Source organism: Neisseria sp. P0001.S005, from assembly GCF_051963715.1.
Genome location: NZ_JBQCTZ010000666.1, coordinates 1 through 410 on the forward strand (window position 1 = coordinate 1; position 410 = coordinate 410).

Genomic DNA, 410 nt, shown 5'->3' on the forward strand with positions numbered 1-410 from the left:
GAAGAAATATTGTCTGCTCTGGTGGGTGCAGTCAATCAGGTTCTTTGGGACTACCTGCTGATTTATGCCTTAATCGGTATCGGCCTGTTTTTTACCCTGTACTTGGGCGCGCCGCAAGTGACCAAATTGGGGACGGGTTTCAAATCTGTTTTCGGCGGCTTGTTCAGCAAAAAAGACAAAGACCACGAAGGCAAATCCCTGTCTCAATTTCAAGCACTTGCCGTAGCGATTTCCGCTCAAATCGGTACCGGTAACGTTGCCGGTGTCGCCACTGCAATTACTGCCGGCGGCCCGGGTGCCATTTTTTGGATGTGGTTGTCTGCCATTTTGGGCATGTCTACCATTTTTGCAGAAGCCGTTTTGGCGCAAAAATACCGCGTGGTCAGCCACGGCAAATACATCGGCGGCCC

General features: G+C 51.2%; 1 protein-coding gene. It reads left to right on the top strand.

Annotation, left to right across the window (positions count from 1 at the left end; all coding sequences use genetic code 11):
* The coding region (locus tag ACTHSP_RS22275; RefSeq protein WP_440347046.1) for an alanine:cation symporter family protein at positions 1–410 on the top strand (410 nt) is incomplete at both ends.